The sequence below is a fragment of the Pseudomonas sp. TH07 genome, assembly GCF_016651285.1.
Lineage (GTDB): Bacteria > Pseudomonadota > Gammaproteobacteria > Pseudomonadales > Pseudomonadaceae > Aquipseudomonas.
The window spans coordinates 1,350,428-1,372,042 of sequence record NZ_JAEKED010000001.1; the positions used below are offsets into that span (position 1 = coordinate 1,350,428).

Consider the following 21,615-nt stretch of genomic DNA (forward strand, 5'->3'; position numbering starts at 1 on the left):
GCGCGGCCACTGCTCGGTGTTCCATCAGGCCAGCGCAGTCAGGCCCGACAGCGGCTACAGGTGTGCGACGCGCTTTAGCGGAAGCGGTCGACTTCGTGGCGCAGTTCGGCGGCGAGAGCTTCCAGTTCCTTGGCGGTGATCGCCAGGTTGGACACCACTTCACGCTGCTCGCTGTTGGCCTGGGCGATGCTTTGCAGGTTGCTGCTGAGCAGGGTCGCGGTGCTGCTCTGCTCCTGGGTCGCGGTGGTGATGGCGGCGAACTGCTGGCCGGCACTGCGGCTCTGTTCATCGATCCGCGCCAGGGCCGAAGCCACATTAGCGTTGCGCGACAGGCCCTCCTGCATCAACCGGTTGCCCTGCTCCATGGTGCTGATGGCGTTGCCGGTTTCCTGCTGGATGCTGCCGATCATCACCGAGATTTCATCGGTTGCCTCACGGGTGCGCGAGGCCAGGTTGCGCACCTCATCGGCCACCACTGCAAATCCGCGCCCCTGCTCACCAGCCCGGGCGGCTTCAATGGCCGCATTGAGCGCCAGCAGGTTGGTCTGGTCGGCAATGGCGGTGATCACCCCGACAATGCCGCCGATTTCCTGGGAGCGCTGGCCTAGGGTGTTGATCACCGTGGCGGTGCTGTTCAGGGCGCTGGCGATCTGCTCCAGGGAGGATGAAGCCTCTTCCATCGAGGTGCGGCCGATGCGCGTCTGCTGGGCGTTTTCCTGAGCCAGGCGCTCGGTGTTGCCCATGTTGTCAGCGATGTTCAGCGAGGTGGCGCTGAACTCTTCCACGGCGCCCGCCATGCTGGTGATTTCGCCGGACTGCTGCTCCATGCCCTCGTAGGCGCCACCGGACAATCCGGACAACGCCTGGGCCCTGCCGTTGACCTCCTGGGCCGCCCGGCGGATGTGCTCGACCATGGTCGACAGGGCTTCGCCCATCTGGTTGAAACTGCGCGCCAGCTGGCCGATCTCATCCTGGCTGGACACATTCAGCCGTACGCTCAAGTCGCCGGCGCCCAGGGCCTCGGCCTGACGCACCAGGTCTGCCAGGGGCGCCAGTTTGCTGCGCAACAGCCAGACCGCCGCGCCTACCGCCAGCAGCATCGCCAGCAGACTGCCGATGACCAGGCGCAGGCCGACACTCCAGGTCACCGCGCGGATTTCCGCTTTCGGCATGCTCGCCACCACCGCCCAGGGGCCACCCTCGAACGGCACCGCCAGGCTGTAGAAGTCTTCGGCCTTGTCACTCCAGAAGCGGCCCTTGCCCGGTTGGCGAATCAGCTCGGCCATGGTCGGCAGCGCCTGATCCAGCGCCTGCACGCCGGCAGGCGGAACCAGCCATTTGTTTTGCTCATCCAGCAAGGCCAGAGAACCGGTCTGGCCGATGCGGAAGCGCCTGAGATTGTCGAACTGGGCGTTCTGCGCATCGGTGTAGTCGAAACCGACGAACAACACCGCAATCACCTTCCCGCTGCTGTCGCGCACCGGCGTGTATTGGGTCATGTAGGAGCGGTCGAACAGCAGCGCGCGGCCGACGTAACCCTGCCCCGCCATGAGCTTCTGGTAGGCCGGGTGGGCATGGTCGAGCAAGGTGCCGATGGCGCGGCTGCCGTCCTGTTTGCTCAGCGAGGTGCTGACGCGGACAAAATCATCGCCGCTGCGGACAAACAAGGTCGCCACGCCAGCCGTCATCTGCTTGAACTCGTCGACCTCCTCGAAGTTGTTGTTCAACACCTGGCCGCCCAGGTGCAGGCCCGGCGTGGAGGTGCCGGCCACTGTCACCGGCTGCTCGGGGTGCAGGCTCAGGCCGCCGCTGAAGCGTTTTTCGAACAGCCCGCTCAGGCGCTGGGTGCTTTCGCGCAGGGTGCTGTGGAACGTGTTGAGCTGATCGGCCAGCAGCCGCGCTTCGCTGGCCAGGTGCTCTTCCCGCGTGTCGAGGTTGGCGGAATCCAGCGAACGCAGGGCAAAAACGGCACTGCCGCTGATCACGATCGCCAAGATCACAGCCAGGGCAAGGCCCAGCTGTGAGGCAATCCGGGCACGGGGTTGAGGCATGACGGCTCCTGACCGAGAGCCCGGATCATCCTGATCAGGTCGCGTGCTCGGCAAAATTTTCCAGTAATGGGGGACGGGGGGGAACGCTGCAGGACGCAAGTTCCACTTTCTAGGATTCGGCGGCAACGATGAATACTTGAGCAATTCGCACGGTTATCGCTCAAGGCCGCTCCCACGGGCGCTACATCGTTTCAGCCGAGGCGCTCTACCTCAGGCAATTGCATGGCCTGGACCTCGCCCTGGAGAAAATCGCTGAGGCGGCGCAAACGTTCACCTCCGGGCCGGGTTTTCGGCCAGACCAGGTAATAGTTCTCGCCACTGGCCACCGCAGTCGGCCACGGCAGGCTCAGCCGACCCTGGGCCACATCTTCGGCGACCATCAGCAAATCGCCCATGGACACGCCGTAGCCCCGGGCCGCGGCAATCATCCCCAGCTCCAGGGTGTCGAAGACCTGCCCGCCCTTGAGCGAGACCTGATCGGACAAACCCATGCGCTCCAGCCAGCTGCGCCAGTCGCGGCGGTCCGGGGTCGGGTGCAGCAATTCGGTGACGGCCAGGCGCGCCACATCCCATGGCTGGTCATTGAGCAGGTTCGGCGCACCGACCGGGATCAACAGCTCGGGAAACAGGTAGCTGGCCTCCCAGTCCGCCGGAAAGTGGCCGTTGCTCAGCAGCACCGCGCAATCGAAGGGTTCCTGGTTGAAGTCCACCGAATCGATGTCCATCCAGGCGCTGGTCAGTTGCACCTCGTTGCCCGGCTGCAGGTGGCGAAAACGGCTGAGCCGCGCCAGCAGCCAACGCATGGTCAGGGTCGACGGCGCCTTCATCCGCAGAATGTCATCCTCGGCGCGCAAGGTATTGCAGGCCCGCTCCAGGGCGCTGAAGCCTTCGCGAACGCCCGGCAACAGCAGGCGCGCGGCTTCCGTGAGTTGCAGGTTACGCCCGCTGCGCTTGAACAGCCGGCAGGCGAAGTGCTCCTCCAGGGTGCGGATATGCCGGCTGACCGCGCTCTGGGTAATCGACAACTCTTCGGCCGCGCAGGTGAACGAACTGTGCCGGGCCGCAGCCTCAAAGGCGCGCAAGGCATACAGGGCAGGAAGACGACGAGACATGTAACGCTCTCCGTGGGCGGTGCGGCCACGCTACCAGAAACGAGTTCGCATGAGTTTTAATCATGCCAGCAATCGTTTTTATCCTTTTGTGCAATGCGCCACAAGCGCCGAGAATCAGCGCTCTTGACCCATTGCCCATTGCCGAGCCTGATGACCATGCAGCATCCAGCACGTACCGAACTCCGGGCCATCCTGCGGCTGGCGGGGCCGCTGATCGCCTCGCAGTTGGCGCACATGTTGATGGTCCTCACCGACACCCTGATGATGGCCCGGCTCAGCCCAGAGGCCCTGGCCGGGGGCGGGCTGGGCGCGGCCAGCTATTCGTTCGTGTCGATTTTCTGCATCGGGGTAATTGCCGCGGTCGGCACCCTGGTGGCGATTCGTCAGGGTGCCGGCGACATCGAAGGCGCCACGCGCCTGACCCAGGCCGGGCTCTGGCTGGCCTGGCTGATGGCGCTGGTGGCAGGGCTGCTGCTGTGGAACCTGAAGCCGGTGCTGCCGCTGTTCGGCCAGACCGCAACCAACGTCGACTCCGCCGCGCAGTTCCTGCTGATTCTGCCCTTCGCCCTGCCCGGCTACCTGAGCTTCATGGCCTTGCGCGGCTTTACCAGCGCTATCGGCCGCGCCACGCCGGTGATGGTCATCAGCCTGGGCGGCACCGTGGCCAACTTCCTGCTCAACTACGCACTGATTACCGGCATGTTCGGCTTGCCGAAACTGGGCCTGATGGGCATCGGCCTGGTGACCGCCATCGTCGCCAACTGCATGGCCCTGGCTCTGGCCTGGCACATCCGGCAGCACCCGGCGTACGCCGCTTATCCGTTGCGCCAGGGCCTGTCGCGGCTCAACCGGCACTACCTGCGGGAGCTGTGGCGCCTGGGCCTGCCCATCGGCGGCACCTATGCGGTCGAGGTCGGATTGTTTGCCTTCGCCGCGCTGTGCATGGGCACCATGGGCAGCACCCAATTGGCAGCGCACCAGATCGCGTTGCAGATCGTTTCGGTGGCGTTCATGGTGCCGGCGGGGATTTCCTATGCGATCACCATGCGCATCGGCCAGCACTACGGCGCTGGGCAATTGCTCGACGCGCGCCTGGCGGGACGGGTGGGGATCGCCTTCGGTGCGGTAGCGATGCTGTGTTTTGCCATGGTGTTCTGGCTGCTGCCGAACCAGTTGATCGGGCTGTTCCTGGACCACAATGACCCGGCCTTCCGCGAAGTGATCAACCTGGCCGTGAGCCTGTTGGCGGTAGCGGCCTGGTTCGAACTGTTCGACGGTACGCAAACCATCGCCATGGGCGCGATTCGCGGGCTCAAGGACGCCAAGACCACCTTCCTCGTCGGCCTCGGCTGCTACTGGTTGATCGGGGCCCCGGCGGCCTGGTTGATGGCCTTCACCCTGGGCTGGGGGCCGACCGGCGTGTGGTGGGGCCTGGCCCTGGGCCTGGCGTGCGCCGCCATCAGCCTGACCCTGGCCTTCGAATGGCGGATGAAACGCATGCTGCGCCTGGAGCCCCAGGTGCAGCCATCGGCCTATGCCTCGGCCCAGGTGGATTCGTAAAGATCGGTTGAACCGGCGAGCGGGATTGCCCCCTCGCCAGGCGGGTTAGCTCACCACGTCCGCCATAGATCGCTGGCTGCTGCCAAAGGTCAGGTACTCCACCAACTCCGCCAGGGGCAGCGGTTTGCTGATCAGATACCCCTGCGCCTGGTCGCAGCCGAAGCCGCGCAGCAGGGCCAGTTGCTCCGGGGTTTCGACCCCCTCGGCCACCACTTCCAGGTTGAGGTTGTGCGCCAGGTTGATCATGGCGTGCACCAGCTTGCGGTTCTCCTCGCGCAGCTCCATGCCGCCGACAAAACTCTTGTCGATCTTGAGCAGGGCGATCGGCAGGCTGTTGAGGTGCACGAAGGACGAGAAGCCAGTGCCGAAGTCGTCCAGGGAAAAGCGCACGCCCAGGCGCCCCAGGGCGTCCATGGTCTGCTTGACCAGGTCACTGCGGCGCATCACTGCGGTTTCAGTCAGTTCGAACTCCAGCCACTGCGCTTCGACGCCGCGCTCGGCAATCAGCCGGCTCAGGGTCGACAGCAACTGGCTGTCCTGGAACTGCCGGAACGACAGGTTGACCGCCATGTGCAGCGGCGGCAGGCCGCGCTCACGCAGGGCCTGCATGTCCCGCAGGGCACGGGAAATCACCCAGTAACCCAAGGGCACGATCAGCCCGCTCTGCTCGGCCAGGGGCACGAACTCGCTGGGCGGCAGCAGGCCGCGTTCGCCGTGGCGCCAGCGCACCAGGGCCTCGAGGCCGACGATTTGTCCGTCATGCAGGTTCAGGCGCGGCTGGTAATGCAGCTCCAGCTCGTCGCGGCGCAAGGCTCGGCGCAGTTCGCTTTCCAGGTCGGCGAGGCTGCGGGCATTGCGATTGATGCGTTCGTTGAAGATATGAAAGGTGCAGCCCTGGGTGCTCTTGGCCTGCTGCATGGCGATGTGCGCGTGCCACATCAGCGGGTCCGCCCCGGCATTGGCCCGGGCATGGGCCACGCCCAGGCTGCAGCCGATCAGCAGGCTTTCGCCGTCGATCCAGTAGGGTTCGGCCATGGCCTCGGTAATGCGCTCGGCCATCCATTCGGCCCGCTGCGGCGCCCGGCGTGTATCGATCAGCAAGGCAAACTCGTCGCTGCCCAGGCGCGCCAGCTGATCGCCGGCCTCAAGCTGGCTCTTGAGCCGCGAGACCACCTGCAGGATCAAGCGGTCGCCGGCCTGGTGGCCGAGGGCGTCGTTGGCATGCCGGAAGTTGTCGAGGTCCAGGTGCCCCAGTGCCAGCCCGCGTCCTTCGTTTTCAACCAGGCGCGCGGCAAGCAGAGTCTGGAATCCCTGGCGGTTGGCGATACCGGTCAGCGGGTCCTGTTCGGCCAGGCGCTGCAGGGTGGTTTCCAGCACGCCGCGCTCACGCACATGGCGCAGGCAACGCCGCAGGATATCGGGGTTCAGGGCGCTGCGAATCAGCCAGTCACTGACACCCACCGGGGTCACCGAGGGTTCGTGGTCCAGCAGCAGGACGGTGGGCAAACTGCAGCGACCGGGGGCCGGTTGCAAGGAGGCAATGGTCAACAAGACCGCGCTGCGATCGTCATTGAACAGACGGCTGACAGAGTCCCAGGTCGGGGCACTGATCAGCACAACCGAGTCTCCCAACGGAGCGAGACACTCGCGCAACAACGCTGCCCATGCCGGCTCTTCGGCCAGTAGCAGCAAACGCAAGGGTTCGACAGGCTTAGACAAGCTAGCTCCCTAGACTCTGCAAAAGAAGTTGGCGGTGGGCATTATGACGCGCGAATAAACAATGACAAATGATATTGATTATCAAACGCAATTTCTTGTACCGCTCTAACTCGAACATTAGACGCATATTCAGCGCGCATCCTGCGGGAAAGTATCAAAACCGGCAAATTTAGATCGCGTGTTGCGTCACAAGTCGGAGAGAGGCAGCAGAATCTGTCCAGCCTGTTAAAATGCCCGCCCATTTCGCAACAGACTCCCTTTTCCGTCATGTCCCGACTCAATCCCCGGCAGCAAGAAGCCGTGAACTACGTCGGCGGCCCTCTTTTGGTGCTCGCCGGTGCTGGCTCCGGCAAGACCAGCGTGATCACCCGCAAAATCGCGCACCTGATCCAGAACTGCGGCATCCGCGCCCAGTACATCGTGGCCATGACCTTTACCAACAAGGCGGCGCGGGAGATGAAGGAGCGTGTCGGCACCCTGCTCAAGGGCGGCGAGGGCCGTGGGCTGACCGTGTGCACCTTCCACAACCTGGGCCTGAACATCATCCGCAAGGAACATGTGCGGCTGGGCTACAAACCGGGCTTCTCGATCTTCGACGAGACCGACGTTAAGGCCCTGATGACCGACATCATGCAGAAGGAATACTCGGGCGACGACGGCGTCGACGAGATCAAGAACATGATCGGCGCCTGGAAAAACGACCTGATCCTGCCGCCCGAAGCCCTGGAAAACGCACGCAACCCCAAGGAACAGACCGCCGCCATCGTCTACACCCACTACCAGCGCACGCTCAAGGCGTTCAACGCGGTGGACTTCGACGACCTGATCCTGCTCCCGGTGAAGCTGTTCCAGGAGCACACCGACATCCTGGAAAAGTGGCAGAACAAGGTCCGCTACCTGCTGGTGGACGAATACCAGGACACCAACGCCAGCCAGTACCTGCTGGTGAAGCTGCTGATCGGCACGCGCAACCAGTTCACCGTGGTCGGCGACGACGACCAGTCGATCTACGCCTGGCGCGGCGCCCGCCCGGAAAACCTGATGCTGCTCAAGGACGACTACCCGTCCCTGAAAGTGGTGATGCTGGAGCAGAACTACCGCTCCACCAGCCGTATCCTGCGTTGCGCCAACGTGCTGATCTCCAACAACCCCCACGAGTTTGAAAAACAACTGTGGAGCGAGATGGGCCACGGCGACGAGATCCGCGTGATCCGCTGCCGCAACGAAGACGCCGAGGCTGAGCGGGTAGCGGTGGAGATTCTCACCCTGCACCTGCGCACCGATCGCCCGTACAGCGATTTCGCGATCCTGTATCGCGGTAACTACCAGGCCAAGCTGATCGAGCTGAAGCTGCAGCACCATCAGATTCCTTACCGGCTTTCCGGCGGCAACAGCTTTTTCGGACGCCAGGAAGTGAAAGACCTGATGGCCTACTTCCGCCTGATCGTGAACCCGGATGACGACAACGCCTTCCTGCGGGTGATCAACGTGCCGCGCCGGGAAATCGGCTCGACGACCCTGGAAAAACTCGGCAACTACGCCACCGAACGCAAGATTTCGATGTACGCCGCCACCGATGAAATCGGTCTCGGCGAGCACCTCGACAGCCGCTTCACCGACCGCCTGGCGCGCTTCAAGCGCTTTATGGACCGGGTGCGCGAGCAGTGCGCCGGCGAAGACCCGATCTCTGCCCTGCGCAGCATGGTCATGGACATCGACTACGAGAACTGGCTGCGCACCAACAGCTCCAGCGACAAGGCCGCCGACTACCGCATGGGCAACGTGTGGTTCCTGATCGAAGCCCTGAAAAACACCCTGGAAAAAGACGAAGACGGCGACATGACCGTCGAAGACGCCATCGGCAAGCTGGTCCTGCGCGACATGCTGGAACGTCAGCAGGAAGAGGAAGACGGCGCCGAAGGCGTGCAGATGATGACCTTGCATGCCTCCAAGGGCCTGGAATTCCCCTACGTGTTCATCATGGGCATGGAAGAGGAAATCCTCCCGCACCGCTCCAGTATCGAAGCCGACACCATCGAGGAAGAGCGGCGCCTGGCCTACGTGGGCATTACCCGCGCACGCCAGACCCTGGCCTTTACCTTTGCCGCCAAGCGCAAGCAGTACGGCGAGATCATCGATTGCGCGCCCAGCCGCTTCCTCGATGAGCTGCCACCGGACGACCTGGCCTGGGAAGGCAATGACGACACGCCGACCGAAGTCAAAGCCGTTCGCGGAAACACCGCACTGGCGGATATACGCGCGATGTTAAAGCGCTAGAATTGCCGACTTTTTACCGCACACTATTTATCAGCGCTTAGGCGCACAAGGCGCCCAAAGAGGAAAGCTTCATGGAAGCACTGCACAAGAAAATTCGCGAAGAAGGCATCGTGCTTTCCGATCAGGTCCTGAAAGTCGACGCCTTTCTCAACCATCAGATCGACCCGCAACTGATGAAGCTGATCGGCGACGAATTCGCCACGCTGTTCAAGGACTCGGGCATTACCAAGATCGTCACCATCGAAGCCTCGGGCATTGCCCCGGCGATCATGACCGGCCTGAACCTCGGTGTGCCGGTGATCTTCGCCCGCAAGCACCAGTCCCTGACCCTGACCGAGAACCTGTTGTCGGCCACCGTCTACTCCTTCACCAAGCAGACGGAAAGCACCGTGGCCATCTCGCCACGGCACCTGACCAGCAGCGACCGGGTGCTGATCATCGATGACTTCCTGGCCAACGGTAAGGCCTCCCAGGCGCTGATTTCGATCATCAAGCAGGCCGGCGCCACCGTTGCCGGCCTGGGTATCGTCATCGAAAAGTCGTTCCAGGGCGGGCGTGCCGAACTGGATGCCCAAGGCTACCGCGTGGAGTCTCTGGCCCGCGTGCAATCCCTGGCCGGCGGCGTGGTCAGCTTCATAGAGTAAAGTGCGCGACGGCGCCGGCGGTGTGCCGGCGCCACGGGTAATCCGCCGTTACAAGCGGGTTTCCTGCAAGGCTGCCAGCAGCAGCCGCTGATACAGATCCTCACGCAAGCCTTCGGGTTTCTCCAGCTGCATGCGCGCCAGGTGCAAGGGAAAAGCCTCGGCCTCCGGCGCGTCCAGCGCGGCCTTGCCCAGCTCCAGAATCTCGGTGAGCTTGAACTTGCTCTTGAGCCAGTTGAGGGCCCGCAGCAGATCCCGCTCTTGCGCACTGAAATCAGTGCCCAACGGATACTCCGGGAACAAGTGCGGGTGCCGTGCACGAATCGCCTGCAAACGCTGTGGGCTGTTGTCGGTAAATCGCGGTTCCAGCTGAAAGTCCTTGGGCAGCTTGCCGACTTTCTGCGCTTGCTCGATCAACCCGGGCTGGAAGCGTGAGTCGCTGATATTGAGCAGGGCCTCGATCACCTTGGCGTCGGTCTTGCCCCGCAGGTCGGCAATGCCGTACTCGGTGACCACGATATCGCGCAGATGGCGCGGGATGGTGCAGTGCCCGTATTCCCAGACCACGTTCGAACTGACCTCGCCGCCCGACTCACGCCAGCTGCGCAGGATCAGCACCGAACGCGCGCCTTCCAGCGCATGGCCCTGGGCGACGAAGTTGTACTGCCCGCCGACCCCACTCAGCACCCGGCCGTCTTCCAACTGATCGGCGACACCGGCACCGAGCAAGGTGACCATGATCGAGCTGTTGATAAACCGCGCATCCCGACGTTGCAGGCGCTTGAGCTCTTCCTGGCCATACAGCTCGTTAATGTAGCTGATGCGCGTCATGTTGAATTCGAGGCGCTTGCTTTGCGGCAGCTCCCGCAGGCGCTGATAAAAACTGCGCGGCCCCAGGAAGAACCCGCCATGCACCGAGATGCCGTCGGTTTGCGCCGCTTCATCCAGGGTGCCGTCATTGGCCTGCTGCTGGGTCTTGATATCCGGGTAGACCTTGCGCCGCACGATCCCGGCGTCCGCCAGCACCAGCAGGCCGTTGACGAACATTTCGCTGCAACCGTAGAGGCCCTTGGCAAAGGGCTCGACTCCGCCTTCGCGGCCAATCAGCGGCGCCCAGTAATAGGCATCGATGTCGGTCAGCAGTGAGCGATAGGCGTCGTTGTCCGCCTGCCGGGCCAGCAGTGCGGCGGTCAGGGCGTCGCCCATGGAGCCGATGCCGATCTGCAAGGTGCCGCCGTCGCGCACCAACGTGCTGGCGTGCAAACCGATGAAATGGTCCTGGAACCCCACCGGCATGTTCGGCGTGGAAAACAGCGTGGTGCGGTCCTTTTCATCGATCAGCAGATCGAAGCCGTCCATGTCGAGTTCGGCGTCACCCGGCATGTACGGCAGCTCGTCGTGAACCTGGCCGACCATGAGGATGGTCTCGCCGGCAGCACGACGCTTGGCAATCATCGGCAGCAGGTCAAGGGTAATGTCCGGGTTGCAGCTCAGGCTCAGCCGATCCGGATGATCAGGGTGGCTGGCCACCAACTGCGCCACCAGGTTCAGGCCACTGGCGTTGATGTCGCGGGCGGCGTGGCTGTAGTTGCTGCTGACATAGTCCTGCTGCGCGGGGGCACTGTTGAGCAGGCTCCCGGGCTGCATGAAGAACTGCTCGACATGGATGTTGCGGGGCAGGCTGTCGTGTTGCAGGTCCGCGAGGAAATCCAGCTCGGGGTAGTCGCCGAATATGCGTTCGACAAAAGGTTCGAGAAAGCGCTTCTGCAAGCCATCGCCCAGGGTCGGACGGCCCAGGCTCAAGGCGGTGTAGATGGTCAGCTGCCGTTCGGGCAGTTGCTTGATGCGGCGGTACAGCGCATTGGCAAACTGGTTAGGCTTGCCCAGGCCCAGGGGCATGCCCATGTGAATATGCGCCGGCAGGCGCGCCAGCACGTCATCGACCGCCTGCTCGATTGAACACAACTGCACCATACGACTCTCCCGAACGTTCCATGAATTGGGGTTGGACCGAGCTTGCCGGGTCTTTACTGCATTGACCAGTGTGGCGGCCGAATCGCGGGCACAAAAAAGCCGCTCGTAAGCGGCTTTTTCGCTGAAGATTGACCTTATTTCAGGCCAGACATCTTCTCGATGGCGCCTTTGAGCTCGTCATCGGAGCAATCGGCACAAGTGCCTTTTGGCGGCATGGCGTTGATCCCGGTAATGGCCTTGGCCAGGATGCCGTCGAGGCCGCCCTGGTGATCGGCACGCTCTTTCCAGGCTGCGGTGTCACCGATTTTCGGTGCGCCGAGCAGACCGGTGCCATGGCAAGCGTTGCAATGCTTGGCAATCACTTCATCAGGGGTTTTCGCCCCTCCACCACCGACAGAGGCGGCGACTTCCATGCCCTTGCATTCCTGCCCCTGAACACAGACCTGACCGACCGGTGCAAGGCGTTGGGCAATATCATCATTAGTCGCAGCTTGAGCGCTGACTGCCCATAGGGCCAATACGGTTGCTGGTGCGGCCAGCATTTTCATAATTAGGTTCACGCGTACACCCTCAATGGTGGCTAGTCACGCCCACGGCCACGGTTTCGCAGGCGGGCGCAAGTATAACGGTTAGCCCGCCACACTGAAACAACCCTAAAGTCGATGGGGTCTTAAAGGTGGCGAAAAGGCACTTCGGGCGTCGCCGCAAGCCTTGCAGGACGCCTCTTCTATTAGAAATTCGCTGGCGTGGCTGCGCTGATTAGTCGCGCCGGTACATCGAAAGGATTTCGGAAACGGTGCGGCTTGGTACTTTCAAAGTAGTAGCTGTCGCCCGCTTCGAGCACAAATGTTTCAAGCCCGACCACCAGCTCAAGGCGGCCTTCCACGAGAATTCCGGTTTCTTCGCCTTCGTGGGTGAGCATTTCCTCACCGGTGTCGGCGCCCGGCGGGTAGATCTCGTTGAGAAAGGCGATGGCACGGCTGGGATGGGCGCGCCCCACGAGTTTCATGGTCACGGCGCCATCGGAAATATCGATCAGTTCATGGGCTTTGTAGACGATCTGGCTCGGGGTTTCCTGGAGGATTTCCTCGGAAAAGAACTCGACCATGGACATGGGGATGCCGCCAAGAACCTTCCTCAGCGAGCTGATCGAGGGGCTGACACTGTTCTTCTCGATCATCGAAATGGTGCTGTTGGTGACGCCCGCGCGCTTGGCAAGTTCACGCTGGGAAAGACCTTTCAGTTTACGGATGGATTGCAGTCGTTCACCGACGTCCAATGCGGCAGTCTCCTAGGGAATCAGGCGTTGTTGTAATTGAGCATTATCATGGCGATAGCGTTCAGTATTTACAACACTTGCCCTCCAATCCACCCAGGAGCGGCCTGTCAGGTTCCGACCACTGGCCGTCAGCCCTCGGAATAGAGCCTTGGCACTCGGCGCAGGTTGCAGAAAATCTGGTACGGAATAGTGTCCGCAGCCATCGCCACGTCGCTGGCGAGGATGTTTTTACCCCATAGCTCCACGGTCGAGCCCAGGCCGGCCTGCGGCACATCGGTGAGGTCGATGCACAGCATGTCCATGGACACCCGACCCAGCAATTGGCTGCGCTGGCCAGCCACCAGAACCGGCGTGCCGGTCGGCGCCTGGCGTGGGTAACCGTCGGCATACCCCATGGCAACCACACCAATGCGCATCGGCCGCGTGGTGACAAACTTGGCGCCGTAGCCCACCGGCTCGCCGGCTGGCAACTCACGCACGCAAATCACTTTCGATTCCAGGGTCATGACCGGTTGCAGGCGCGCGGCCACCGGGTTGTTTTCTTCAAACGGGGTTGCGCCATACAGCATGATGCCGGGGCGCACCCAGTCACTGGGAATACTCGGCCACCCCAGGACCGCCGGCGAGTTGCGCAGGCTGACCTCGGCCGCCAGCCCCTCGCGGGCAGCCTGAAACACGGCCACCTGCTCGTCGCTGCGCACGCAATCGAGCTCATCGGCCCGGGCGAAGTGGCTCATCAACACCACTTTCGCCACTTTGCCACTGGCCAGCAGCCGCTGATGGGCAGCCTGATAATCCTTGGGATGCAGGCCAACCCGGTGCATGCCCGAGTCGAGCTTGAGCCAGACCGTCAGCGGCTTGGCCAGGGTTGCCTTCTCGATGGCCTCGAGTTGCCACAGCGAATGCACCACACACCAGAAGTCATGCTCGATGATCAGCGCCAACTCATCGGCCTCGAAAAAGCCTTCGAGCAGCAGCACCGGCGCACGAATCCCCGCCGCACGCAGCTCCAGGGCCTCTTCGATGCAGGCCACGGCAAAACCGTCGGCCTCGCCTTCCAGTGCCTGGGCACAGCGCAGCGCGCCATGGCCATAGGCATCGGCCTTGATCACGGCAAGGGCACGGACGCCCGACAACTCGCGGGCCAGTTGGTAGTTGTGACGCAGGGCTTGAAGGTCGATCAGGGCACGGGCAGGACGCATGGCGGCAGACTTCTAGGCGGTCATGGGGGAAGAAAAAACCGGTGCTGGCCGACGGCGCGAACCGCCGACAGCACCGGCAGAGGGATCGGTGTTTAAGGCAAAGCGGCGACTACGGACAGCTCGATCAGGATCTCGGGCTCGCACAGCTTGGCTTCGACTGTGGCACGGGCAGGAGCGACGCCTTTTGGCAGCCATTTGTCCCAGACAGCGTTCATGCCCTCGAAGTGGGCGTCGATGTCTTTCAGGTAAATGGTCACTGACAGCAACTTGCTCTTGTCGGTACCAGCCAGGTCCAGCAAACGCTCGATGTTGGCGAGGGTTTCGCTGGTCTGTTGTTCAATTCCGGCGGTCATGTCGTCGCCGACCTGCCCCGCCAGATAGACGGTGCCGCTGTGAACGACAATCTGGCTCATGCGTTCATTGGTGAGCTGGCGCTGGATTGACATGCTTGGCTGTCTCCTGAGAATTACCGTAACGAGAAATATCGAGGCCTTCGGCGCTGATCTGCGGCGTTTTCTTCGCCATCAGGTCAGCCAGCAAGCGACCGGAACCGCACGCCATGGTCCAACCCAGGGTGCCGTGACCGGTGTTCAAGAACAGGTTGCGGAACGGTGTGGCACCCACAATCGGCGTGCCGTCCGGGGTGGTCGGCCGCAGGCCGGTCCAGAAGCTGGCTTGCGCCAGATCGCCGCCCTGAGGATAGAGGTCGTTGACGATCATCTCCAGGGTTTCGCGCCGGCGCGGATTCAGCGACAGGTCGAAGCCCGCGATCTCGGCCATGCCGCCGACCCGGATACGGTTGTCGAAGCGAGTGATCGCGACCTTGTAGGTCTCGTCGAGAATGGTCGAGGTCGGGGCCATCGCCGGGTTGGTGATCGGCACGGTCAGGGAGTAACCCTTGAGCGGATACACCGGGGCCTTGATCCCCAACGGCTTGAGCAGTTGCGGCGAGTAGCTGCCCAGGGCCAGCACGTAGCGATCGGCGGTTTCCAGCTTGCCGTCGATCCATACGCCATTGATCCGGTCACCGGCGAAGTCGAGGCGCTGGATGTCCTGGCCAAAACGGAACTCCACACCCAGCTGGGTGGCCATTTCCACCAGGCGCGTGGTGAACATCTGGCAATCGCCGGTCTGGTCGTTAGGCAGGCGCAGGGCGCCGGCGAGGATATCGGTGACGTTGGCCAGGGCGGGCTCGACGCGGGCGATGCCCTCGCGGTCGAGCAGTTCGAAAGGCACGCCGGACTCCTTGAGCACGGCGATGTCTTTCGCCGCGCCATCGAGCTGGGCCTGGGTCCGGAACAGCTGGGTGGTGCCCAGGCTGCGGCCTTCATAGGCAATGCCGGTCTCGGCGCGCAGTTCGTCGAGGCAGTCGCGGCTGTACTCGGACAGGCGGACCATGCGCTCCTTGTTCACGGCGTAGCGGCTGGCGGTGCAGTTGCGCAGCATCTGCGCCATCCACAGGTACTGGTCGATATCGGCGGTGGCCTTGATCGCCAACGGCGCGTGGCGCTGCAGCAGCCACTTGATGGCCTTGAGCGGCACGCCAGGTGCGGCCCATGGCGAGGCATAACCCGGCGACACCTGACCGGCGTTGGCGAAACTGGTTTCCATGGCAGCGGCCGGCTGACGGTCGACCACCACCACTTCAAAACCTGCTCGGGCCAGATAGTAGGCACTGGTGGTACCGATTACGCCGCTACCCAAGACCATAACGCGCATTTTCATATCCCTCATCGCGGCTAAACCGCTGACGTTTGTTATTCAGAGCGAAGATGTGCGCAGTATAAAAAGCAATGGGCAGTGCATTTCACTATATAACTGCCTATATTTGGCGACAATTCTCGGCAAAAACCCTTTTGACGGAGGTGCATCCCCTATGCGCACCAATCACCAGACAAAACGCGAGCTGGACAAGATAGATCGCAACATCCTGCGCATCCTCCAGGCCGACGGGCGTATCTCGTTTACCGAGCTGGGAGAGAAGGTCGGCCTGTCGACCACTCCCTGCACCGAACGGGTCCGGCGCCTGGAGCGCGAAGGGATCATCATGGGCTACAACGCGCGCCTCAATCCGCAGCACCTCAAGGGCAGCCTGCTGGTGTTCGTCGAAATCAGCCTGGACTACAAGTCCGGCGACACCTTCGAAGAGTTCCGCCGCGCCGTGCTCAAGCTGCCCCACGTACTGGAGTGCCACCTGGTCTCGGGCGACTTCGACTACCTGGTGAAAGCCCGAATTTCCGAAATGGCGTCCTACCGCAAACTGCTGGGCGACATCCTGCTCAAGCTGCCCCACGTGCGCGAATCCAAGAGCTATATCGTGATGGAAGAGGTGAAGGAGAGCCTGAGCCTGCCGATTCCGGACTGAAATCCGGCGCAGGCCGACTCGAGAGTGCCGGGGTGACCCAAGTAAAGCGCTAGACCAGCACCTGGCGGGTGCTCGCCATGTACTCGTGGATCTGCTTTTCGACCCGAGGGTGGATCATCTCCACCGGGCGCCGGCCATTGGGGCACGGCAGGCTCGGGGTGGTGCCGAACAGGCGACAGATCAGCGGCCGCTCGTCGTACACGGTGCAGCCGTTGGGCCCCAGATGCACGCAGTTCAGCTCGTCCATGGCCGCGTCCTGCTCGGCCGCGGTCTTGCGTGGCAGGCGCGACATTTCCTCGGTTGAAGTGGTCACCGGGCCGCAGCAGTCATGGCAGCCGGGGACACACTCGAACGAGGGAATCTGCTGACGCAGTAGGCGGACTTTCTGGCTGTTGCAGCTCATTGGCAAGGTTACCGGGCAAATACAGCCGGGGATTTTGCCCTAAAAGCCCACCAACAGACAGCGCACCCCGACCGCTGTTGCCGCCGACGAAAGGTCAGGCTTATGCTCCGTCAAATTTTCCAAACACCCCAATCAGGATTCACGCACATGAACCCCGGTGTTCAGCAACCTGCCCCGAGCGACCGTCACGCCGCCTCCTATTACGCCGCCAGCAGCCTGCCCCAGCCCGATCATCCGGCGCTGGCCGGTGAGCTGCAGGCCGATGTCTGCGTGGTCGGCGGCGGCTTCTCCGGGCTGAACACCGCATTGGAACTGGCCCAGCGCGGCTTCAGTGTGGTGCTGCTGGAAGCGCGCAAGATCGGCTGGGGCGCCAGCGGGCGCAATGGCGGCCAACTGATTCGCGGCGTCGGCCATGGCCTGGAGCAGTTCAGCAAGGTGCTGGGCGACGACGGCGTTCGGCAGATGAAGCTGATGGGCCTGGAAGCGGTGGACATCGTGCGCCAGCGGGTCGAACAGTTCCAGATCGCCTGCGACCTGACCTGGGGCTACTGCGACCTGGCCAACAAGCCCAGGGACCTGGAGGGTTTCGCCGAAGACGCCGAAGAACTGCGCGAGCTGGGCTATCGCCACGAAACCCGCCTGCTGCAAGCCCATGAAATGCACAGCGTGGTCGGCTCCGAGCGCTATGTCGGCGGTTTGATCGACATGGGCTCCGGGCACCTGCACCCCTTGAACCTGGCACTGGGCGAGGCCGCCGCGGCGCAGCGGCTGGGGGTGCAAGTGTTCGAACATTCAGCCGTGACCCGCATCGATTACGGCAGCCAGGTCAGGGTGCACACCGCTCGCGGCCTGGTCCGCGCCAAGACCCTGGTGCTCGGTTGCAACGCCTACCTCAATGGCCTCAACCCGGAGCTGGGTGGCAAGGTGTTGCCCGCCGGCAGCTATATCATCGCCACCGAGCCGTTGAGCGAGCAGCAGGCACAGCAGTTGCTGCCGCAGAACATGGCGGTCTGCGACCAGCGGGTGGCCCTGGATTACTACCGGCTTTCGGCGGATCGGCGCCTGCTGTTCGGCGGCGCCTGCCATTACTCGGGGCGTGACCCGCAGGACATCGCCGCGTACATGCGGCCGAAGATGCTGCAGGTGTTCCCGCAACTGGCCGGGGTCAAGATCGACTATCAATGGGGCGGGATGATCGGTATCGGCGCCAACCGCCTACCGCAGATCGGCCGGCTCAAGGACCAGCCGAATGTGTATTACGCCCAGGCCTATTCAGGTCATGGGCTGAATGCCACGCACCTGGCCGGCAAGCTGCTGGCCGAAGCCATCAGCGGCCAGCAGGGTGGCGGCTTCGAGCTGTTCGCCAAGGTGCCGCACATCACCTTCCCGGGCGGCCGCTACCTGCGTTCGCCGCTATTGGCACTGGGCATGCTCTGGCACCGCCTCAAGGAGCTCGGCTGACACCGCAACCGCCCTCCCCCTGGCATTGCTGCCGCCCAATGGCCTGACGGCGTGCAGCAGCGCCAGAGCCCTTCTTCAGAGACGCCAGAACGGCTTGAGCCCTTCGCGGCGCGCCTGCTCCCGGCTAAGCCCGATGTCCCGCAGTTCGTCAGCCGTCAGGGCGAGCAAGACCTTGCGGGTACGCAGCCGATGCCAGTACAGGCCCCAGCGGCCAAGGGCGCGCGGCGCGTTGCGGGACATCACCGCCTGCATCGCCCGCTCGTGCCCAACCGCCAGTTCCTGACTGTGTAACGACAGACGCACATCGCTCAAGCCGTTCATTGTTGTTTGCTCCTGTTTACTTGGGTGGCCATGAGCAAACATGATGCGCGGGTGCCTGAAACCATGACAGATTCAAAGCACTGGCATTATTTCCATACAGAATTTCCCCATCGATGGCTGAATCCTGTATTTTCCGTCCATCTGTACTGGTTCTTTAATCAATCCCTTGCGCGAGTGCCTGCCATGACCCTCTACGTCAACCTTGCCGAACTGCTGGGCACCCGCATTGAGCAGGGTTTTTATCGCCCCGGCGACCGCCTGCCTTCGGTGCGCGCCCTGAGTGTCGAGCACGGTGTCAGTCTGAGCACTGTGCAGCAGGCATACAGAGTGCTGGAAGATAACGGCCTGGCGATGCCCAAGCCCAAGTCCGGCTACTTTGTACCCGCCAGCCGCGAACTGCCGGCGTTGCCCGCCATCGGCCGTCCGGCGCAGCGGCCAGTGGAGATATCGCAATGGGAACAGGTGCTGGAACTGGTGCGCAGCGTGCCGCGCAAAGACGTCATACAGATGGGCAGGGGTATGCCGGATATCAATACACCGACCCTGAAACCCCTGCTCCGCGGGCTGGCCCGCATCAGCCGGCGCCAGGACATGCCCGGCCTGTATTACGACAACATCTACGGCGTGCTCGAACTGCGCGAACAGATCGCCCGCCTGCTGCTCGACTCCGGCTGCCAGCTGCAAGCCAATGACCTGGTAATAACCACCGGCTGCCATGAGGCGCTTTCAACCAGCATTCGCGCCATCTGCGAGCCTGGCGACATCGTTGCGGTGGACTCGCCGAGCTTTCACGGCGCCATGCAGACCCTCAAGGGCCTGGGCATGAAAGCCCTGGAAATCCCCACCGACCCGCTGACCGGCATCAGCCTCGAAGCCCTGGAACTGGCCCTGGAGCAATGGCCGATCAAGGCCATACAGTTGACCCCCAACTGCAACAACCCGCTGGGCTACATCATGCCCGAGTCGCGCAAGCGCGCGCTGCTGACCCTGGCCCAGCGCTTTGACGTGGCGGTCATCGAAGACGATGTGTATGGCGAACTGGCCTACACCTACCCGCGCCCGCGCACCATCAAGTCGTTCGACGAAGACGGTCGGGTACTGCTGTGCAGTTCGTTCTCGAAAACCCTGGCCCCGGGCCTGCGCATTGGCTGGGTCGCGCCGGGGCGCTATCTGGAGCGGGTGCTGCACATGAAATACATCAGCACCGGCTCCACCGCGCCGCAACCGCAGATCGCCATTGCCGAGTTCCTCAAGGCCGGCCATTTCGAACCCCACTTGCGCAAGATGCGCGCTCAATACCAGCGCAATCGCGACATGATGCTCGACTGGGTCAGCCGCTACTTCCCCCTGGGCACTCGCGCCAGTCGGCCCCAGGGCAGCTTTATGCTGTGGATCGAACTGCCGGAAGGCTTCGACACCCTCAAGCTCAACCGCGCGCTGCTCGACCAGGGCGTACAGATTGCCGTGGGCAGTATCTTTTCCGCCTCGGGCAAGTACCGCAATTGCCTGCGGATGAACTACGCTGCCAAGCCAACGCCGCAGATCGAAGATGCGGTGCGCAAGGTGGGCGCAGCCGCGATCAAGCTGCTGGCTGAAACTGATTGCACGACCGACTGACCTTTTTCCCCCAAGACTGCGTCCATATGTCGACCATCGCCGCCTTCGAGACGAGCTGACTTGAGACTCAAACAGGCTTTCGCCTTACTTCTGCTGATCACGGCGGGCCTCAGCGGCTGTGCCACCCTGAACGTGCCCCGGGAACCGAGCCAGGCCCTGCCGGCCACAGAGTCGGCGTTCGGACGCTCGATCCAGGCCCAGGCTGCGCCCTATCAGGGCCGCTCCGGGTTTCGCCTGCTGTCCAACAGCACCGAAGCCTTCATGGCTCGCGCCGAGCTGATCCGCAATGCGCAAAGCAGCCTGGATTTGCAGTACTACATCGTGCACGACGGCATCAGCACCCGGATGCTGGTGGATGAGCTGCTCAAGGCCGCCGATCGCGGGGTGCGGATACGCATCCTGCTGGACGACACCACCAGCGATGGCCTGGACCAGGTGATTGCCACCCTCGCCGCCCACCCGCAGATCCAGATCCGCCTGTTCAACCCCCTGCACCTGGGGCGCAGCACCGGCATCACCCGCGCGGCAGGGCGCCTGTTCAACCTGTCCCAGCAACACCGGCGCATGCACAACAAGCTGTGGCTGGCGGACAACAGCGTGGCCATCGTCGGCGGGCGCAACCTGGGCGACGAGTATTTCGATGCCGAGCCCAGCCTCAACTTCACGGACATCGACATGCTCAGCGTCGGGCCGGTGGCCGAGCAGTTGGGGCACAGTTTTGACCAGTACTGGAACAGCGCCCTGAGCAAGCCCATCGACGAGTTCCTCTCCAGCACCCCCACCGCCCGGGACCTGGCCAACACCCGGCAACAACTGGAGCAGTCCCTGGCAGACACCCGCCGGCAGAACCACGCCCTGTACCAGCAACTGAAGACCTACCAGAGCCACCCGCGCATGGATATCTGGCGCAAGGAGCTGATCTGGGCCTGGAACCAGGCCCTGTGGGATGCGCCGAGCAAGGTCCTGGCCAGGAACGAGCCCGACCCGCAATTGCTACTGACCACCCAGCTGGCGCCGGAGCTGCAAGGGGTAAGCAAGGAACTGATCATGATTTCGGCCTACTTCGTGCCCGGCCAGCCGGGCTTGGTGTACCTCACCGGGCGTGCCGACGCCGGGGTGCAAGTGAGCCTTCTGACCAACTCTCTGGAAGCCACCGATGTGCCGGCAGTGCACGGTGGCTACGCACCTTACCGCAAGGCCCTGCTGGAACATGGGGTAAGGCTGTTCGAATTGCGCCGCCAGCCCGGCGATCACGGCGGCAGCGGGCCACACCTGTTCCGCAGCACCTGGCGCGGCTCGGACTCCAGCCTGCACAGCAAGGCGATGATCTTCGACCGGCAGAAATCCTTTATTGGCTCGTTCAACTTCGACCCGCGCTCGGTGCTGTGGAACACCGAAGTCGGGGTGCTGGTCGACAGCCCGGAACTGGCCGAACATGTGCGCGCCCTGGCCCTGCAAGGCATGGCCCCGGCCTTGAGCTACGAGGCCAAGCTGCAGGACGGCAAGATCGTCTGGGTCACCGAAGACAACCAGCAACTGCACACCCTGACCCGGGAGCCGGGCAGTTGGTGGCGGCGCATCAACGCCTGGCTGAGCACCAGCGTCGGCCTGGAGCGCATGCTCTAGGCCCGCG

General features: G+C 63.1%; 18 protein-coding genes. 7 read left to right on the plus strand and 11 right to left on the minus strand.

Features of this window, described 5'->3' with window-relative positions; all coding sequences use genetic code 11:
• Positions 1-74: 74 nt before the first annotated feature.
• Both JFU57_RS06475 and JFU57_RS06480 read right to left on the minus strand, forming a co-directional pair.
• A complete protein-coding gene (locus tag JFU57_RS06475) occupies positions 75-2,051 on the minus strand; it encodes a methyl-accepting chemotaxis protein (RefSeq protein WP_201128563.1) in 1,977 nt (658 codons plus the stop codon).
• Between the two features lie 191 nt (positions 2,052-2,242).
• Positions 2,243-3,163: a LysR substrate-binding domain-containing protein gene (locus JFU57_RS06480; protein WP_201128564.1), complete on the minus strand. Its 921-nt coding sequence runs from the start codon at positions 3,161-3,163 to the stop codon at positions 2,243-2,245.
• Positions 3,164-3,313: 150 nt separating this feature from the next.
• On the opposite strand from JFU57_RS06480, the gene JFU57_RS06485 reads away from it, so the two are divergent.
• A complete protein-coding gene (locus tag JFU57_RS06485) occupies positions 3,314-4,723 on the plus strand; it encodes a NorM family multidrug efflux MATE transporter (RefSeq protein ID WP_201132084.1) in 1,410 nt (469 codons plus the stop codon).
• A 45-nt stretch (positions 4,724-4,768) separates the two neighbouring features.
• Here the strand turns inward: JFU57_RS06485 and JFU57_RS06490 are convergent, their stop codons facing one another.
• Positions 4,769-6,442, minus strand: a complete 1,674-nt coding sequence (locus tag JFU57_RS06490; RefSeq protein ID WP_201128565.1) for a putative bifunctional diguanylate cyclase/phosphodiesterase — start codon at positions 6,440-6,442, stop codon at positions 4,769-4,771.
• Between the two features lie 267 nt (positions 6,443-6,709).
• Here JFU57_RS06490 and rep point away from each other — a divergent pair, with 267 nt between their 5' ends.
• Both rep and JFU57_RS06500 read left to right on the plus strand, forming a co-directional pair.
• Complete coding sequence (rep, locus tag JFU57_RS06495) at positions 6,710-8,719, plus strand: DNA helicase Rep (RefSeq protein ID WP_020295997.1); 2,010 nt, start codon at positions 6,710-6,712, stop codon at positions 8,717-8,719.
• A 71-nt stretch (positions 8,720-8,790) separates the two neighbouring features.
• A complete protein-coding gene (locus tag JFU57_RS06500; protein ID WP_020295998.1) occupies positions 8,791-9,363 on the plus strand; it encodes a xanthine phosphoribosyltransferase in 573 nt (190 codons plus the stop codon).
• Between the two features lie 48 nt (positions 9,364-9,411).
• Here the strand turns inward: JFU57_RS06500 and JFU57_RS06505 are convergent, their stop codons facing one another.
• The 6 genes from JFU57_RS06505 to dadA form a co-directional block, all read right to left on the minus strand.
• Positions 9,412-11,334, minus strand: a complete 1,923-nt coding sequence (locus JFU57_RS06505) for an acetyl-CoA hydrolase/transferase family protein (protein WP_201128566.1) — start codon at positions 11,332-11,334, stop codon at positions 9,412-9,414.
• 134 nt (positions 11,335-11,468) lie between these two features.
• Positions 11,469-11,882: a c-type cytochrome gene (locus JFU57_RS06510; RefSeq protein ID WP_078470467.1), complete on the minus strand. Its 414-nt coding sequence runs from the start codon at positions 11,880-11,882 to the stop codon at positions 11,469-11,471.
• Positions 11,883-12,064: 182 nt separating this feature from the next.
• Complete coding sequence (locus JFU57_RS06515) at positions 12,065-12,613, minus strand: cupin domain-containing protein (RefSeq protein ID WP_020296001.1); 549 nt, start codon at positions 12,611-12,613, stop codon at positions 12,065-12,067.
• A 128-nt stretch (positions 12,614-12,741) separates the two neighbouring features.
• Positions 12,742-13,815 (minus strand): alanine racemase, encoded by a 1,074-nt coding sequence (gene alr / locus JFU57_RS06520; protein WP_201128567.1) that lies wholly within the window; start codon positions 13,813-13,815, stop codon positions 12,742-12,744.
• 92 nt (positions 13,816-13,907) lie between these two features.
• The gene (locus tag JFU57_RS06525; protein WP_020296003.1) at positions 13,908-14,261 is read right to left on the minus strand and encodes a RidA family protein; all 354 of its coding nucleotides are present in this window, start codon (positions 14,259-14,261) and stop codon (positions 13,908-13,910) included.
• Positions 14,233-15,534: a D-amino acid dehydrogenase gene (gene dadA, locus JFU57_RS06530; RefSeq protein ID WP_078470583.1), complete on the minus strand. Its 1,302-nt coding sequence runs from the start codon at positions 15,532-15,534 to the stop codon at positions 14,233-14,235. Before dadA ends, JFU57_RS06525 begins: the two co-directional genes overlap by 29 nt.
• 157 nt (positions 15,535-15,691) lie before the next feature.
• Here dadA and JFU57_RS06535 point away from each other — a divergent pair, with 157 nt between their 5' ends.
• Positions 15,692-16,180 (plus strand): Lrp/AsnC ligand binding domain-containing protein, encoded by a 489-nt coding sequence (locus JFU57_RS06535; protein WP_007932443.1) that lies wholly within the window; start codon positions 15,692-15,694, stop codon positions 16,178-16,180.
• A gap of 49 nt (positions 16,181-16,229) precedes the next feature.
• Here JFU57_RS06535 and JFU57_RS06540 read toward each other — a convergent pair whose 3' ends face one another.
• On the minus strand, positions 16,230-16,583 hold the full coding sequence (locus JFU57_RS06540) for a YkgJ family cysteine cluster protein (RefSeq protein ID WP_020296005.1): 354 nt from the start codon (positions 16,581-16,583) through the stop codon (positions 16,230-16,232).
• A 147-nt stretch (positions 16,584-16,730) separates the two neighbouring features.
• Between JFU57_RS06540 and JFU57_RS06545 the strand changes: the two genes are divergently transcribed.
• Positions 16,731-18,044, plus strand: coding sequence for an NAD(P)/FAD-dependent oxidoreductase (locus tag JFU57_RS06545; RefSeq protein WP_201128568.1), 1,314 nt, complete (start codon positions 16,731-16,733; stop codon positions 18,042-18,044).
• A 75-nt stretch (positions 18,045-18,119) separates the two neighbouring features.
• Here JFU57_RS06545 and JFU57_RS06550 read toward each other — a convergent pair whose 3' ends face one another.
• A complete protein-coding gene (locus JFU57_RS06550) occupies positions 18,120-18,365 on the minus strand; it encodes a DUF1127 domain-containing protein (protein ID WP_201128570.1) in 246 nt (81 codons plus the stop codon).
• Positions 18,366-18,548: 183 nt separating this feature from the next.
• On the opposite strand from JFU57_RS06550, the gene JFU57_RS06555 reads away from it, so the two are divergent.
• Together JFU57_RS06555 and JFU57_RS06560 are read left to right on the plus strand one after the other, a co-directional pair.
• Entirely contained in the window at positions 18,549-19,982 is a 1,434-nt protein-coding gene (locus JFU57_RS06555) for an aminotransferase-like domain-containing protein (RefSeq protein WP_078470463.1), read from the plus strand.
• Between the two features lie 60 nt (positions 19,983-20,042).
• Positions 20,043-21,608, plus strand: coding sequence for a phospholipase D family protein (locus tag JFU57_RS06560; protein WP_201128572.1), 1,566 nt, complete (start codon positions 20,043-20,045; stop codon positions 21,606-21,608).
• The last annotated feature ends 7 nt before the right edge of the window (positions 21,609-21,615 follow it).